Genomic DNA, 2,777 nt, shown 5'->3' on the forward strand with positions numbered 1-2,777 from the left:
GTGATATGAAGAAAAATATTTTGGTATTATTGCTATTTTTTATAGCAACATTTTGTCATGCAACTCATCAAACGGTTGGCTATTCACAAGGCAATATATTTTATAAAAATAAAAAAGACGTCAGTTATCATGATAGTGCCTGGAGTGTAGATTACCGAAACTATTTTAATTATTATTTCAATGGTGAAGTAAGTTATTATAACGAGGGGCACCTAGAGAATAATAAGCGTGATGGGGTAATCTTATCATTGGGACCTGTGTTACCTATTATGAAAAATATTGATTTTTCTGTAAATATTGGTGGATATTTTTATGCAAATACGTTGATCACTGATAATAACTACAAAGATACACATGGGATGACACCTATGTTAGAGGCGGAATTGGAGTTTTTATTATAAGTTTTTCTTGGTGAATTTTAAGGTAAGGAAAACTTTTTTCTAATCAATCCTATGAAAATACAGTAAGTTACTTACTTGGCGTGGGGCTAACCTTTGATAATAATGTCAATTTAGCTTCCTCAAGAAAAAACCATGTTAATTTTTATTATGGAACAGCTATTTTAAATAGTATTAGCGACCCAAAGAGTTGGGCTGGTGAATTTAGGTATGATTATGATCTTGCAAAGTATATTAAGCTTAGTGCAAATATATTAACTGAAAACTTGTCTCCTGAAAGAAGAACTGGCAAAGGAGCCCAAGTATTTGCATATACTCACTTAACTGATAATTTAACTGCAGCCTTAGGAGTAGGTCCTGAATATATCTCTAATGCGAAAAGAAGGTTGAATGCACTGATTACTATGAATATTGACTATGTTATTCCAAACACTAGTTTTAGTATTCAGGCTTTATGGAATAGAGTTTCAACATTTGGTAATCGGGATACAGATGACTTTATGGCTGGAATTGGATATACATTTTAGGTGAAGAGACTGGCGGGCTACTGGGCTACACAAGTAACTGCAACACCCCCTTTAGTTGGAGGTGTAAAGTTAAAAAATAATGCTATTTTCTTCGTTACAGGGTTCATATTCTTTAGTTATTTAAATATCCTAAAGGTTTTAAGAAAGAGGTAGATTTCTAAATGAAAAATTATATGATTTGCTTTACTGTTTTTATTTCTTTTGCATCTTCAGCGATAGCGACAATTTCCCCTTGGTACTGGAAGTTAGGAGCTGGCTATGCTTGGTCAAATAATACAGTATTTACAGATAAAAGCTGCTCTTCTACTTCACCAGCAGCACTATTTGGCTGTGGTTACAGTGCAGGAGGGAGTTTTGGAAATTCTGAGAGTTTTGATATTGCTATAGGGTATAGATTTAATCCTATATTTCATGGTGAGGCATTGTTAAATTACCAACCAAATTATCGATTTTCTGGGAATGCTAATTTTTTAAATGCTGGTTCTAATCAACCCGTTTCTTCAGATGTTTCTTCTCTGGGTTTAATGGCTACTGGGTATATAGACTTAGCCTCGGTATTTGGATATAAAGAAAGCAAGTGGCAACCGTTCGTCGGATTAGGGCTTGGATTGTCAAGGAACCATACAGGCTCAATGACGTATGAATTTCCTACATTAAGCCAACCTAATGATTCGGCTACAACTAAAACCTCAAGTGGTAGCTCCATAAGCTTTGCATATATGCTAGCTGCAGGGGTTAATTGGAAGCTTAATTCCAATACTGGCCTTGAGTTTTCTTATCGTTGGTATGATCTTGGAAATGTAGAAACTGATGATGGCTCTGCTTATATTCATGGCCATGGTTGTGGGGGGGCTTCTGACTGCACAATTAATATTGCAGGCACTAAAGCGAGTTTAAAAACACAATCTCTAATGCTAAGCCTATGGCATACCTTTTAAAGGAGGGTTATTTTCTAAGATAAAATACCGAGAGCTTTCCTCTAGGGTGAATATTATGAAATATCGTTATAAAAATAACGAATTAGATATTTCTTAAATATCTTCTTTTCAGATTCACCTTCTATAGCATCCGACAAGCGGCATACATTATGATGTTGAAAAAAGCCAATGCAAAGAAGAGCGTGTCAAGTTAGGAATTAAGCCTTGTAGAGCATATAAGCAATCACCCAGAGGTAAAAGTGTGAGTGTTAGAAAAGCGCTTTTTACTTCATCTAGATTCAAAATGGTTGATAGAGATTTTTTGGCCCATTGGTGCATTTGACATTGAAGGGCGCTCCTTCCATCCGTACGCACTGCCTTATATTTCGTTAGTGATAAGCTGTGATATGTTACATCAAATCTGACTCTGTGGAGTCAAGCTTGTTGGATGAACTTGATGCTCCAGTATATTACTATCAGTCGATTAGAAATTCATAGAATTTCTACGTTGTTTATTAAATTTCCAGTTATTATCTAATATATCTAAAAAAACTACACTCTGAACATATTCTATATTTTTTATTTTTAACCAAACCTAAAGATGTTTTGCTTTTGCGTGAACAGTCACTACAAATTAGACTTCCACAATAACGGCAATGGTGTCTTCTAAAGTAAAATTTAAAGTTATCATTACAAATAGAACAATCGGTTCGACTATTGTCAGGCTTAAATTTATTATTTTAAGGGAGGGTTACCGCTCGTGTGCTAAAAGTTAGCACAAACACTGTCATGAGGGAGTCAAAAAAAGCGAAGTGTCTTGCCTGAAATTCCCGATGTAAATTAAATCAATAACTTTATGTTTTTATTCTATATGTTTATGGTAGCATACCTCATAAAAATACTTATAAGGCGATATAAATGTCTGTGGAAGAAAC

General features: G+C 34.6%; 3 protein-coding genes and 1 pseudogene. 3 read left to right on the forward strand and 1 reads right to left on the reverse strand.

From position 1 onward, the window contains the following. The 3 genes from BGC07_RS16145 to BGC07_RS16155 form a co-directional block, all read left to right on the forward strand. Positions 1-401: hypothetical protein (locus BGC07_RS16145; RefSeq protein ID WP_235603469.1), on the forward strand; the 401-nt coding region annotated here is incomplete at its 5' end. Between the two features lie 80 nt (positions 402-481). After that, positions 482-925 carry a hypothetical protein gene (locus BGC07_RS16150; RefSeq protein WP_069314092.1) on the forward strand — a complete coding sequence of 148 codons (444 nt, stop codon included), beginning with the start codon at positions 482-484 and terminating at the stop codon, positions 923-925. A 161-nt stretch (positions 926-1,086) separates the two neighbouring features. Next, a complete protein-coding gene (locus BGC07_RS16155) occupies positions 1,087-1,863 on the forward strand; it encodes an outer membrane protein (RefSeq protein ID WP_069314093.1) in 777 nt (258 codons plus the stop codon). 509 nt (positions 1,864-2,372) lie between these two features. Here BGC07_RS16155 and BGC07_RS24040 read toward each other — a convergent pair. Continuing rightward, positions 2,373-2,561: pseudogene (locus BGC07_RS24040) on the reverse strand (FYVE zinc finger domain-containing protein); the annotation flags it as partial. Positions 2,562-2,777: the final 216 nt, after the last annotated feature.

Source organism: Piscirickettsia litoralis (assembly GCF_001720395.1).
Taxonomy (GTDB): Bacteria; Pseudomonadota; Gammaproteobacteria; order Piscirickettsiales; family Piscirickettsiaceae; genus Piscirickettsia; species Piscirickettsia litoralis.

Excerpts from the sequence above, each read along its gene's own strand:
- BGC07_RS16155 (WP_069314093.1), top strand. The coding sequence starts at position 1,087 with ATGAAAAATTATATGATTTGCTTTACTGTTTTTATTTCTTTTGCATCT.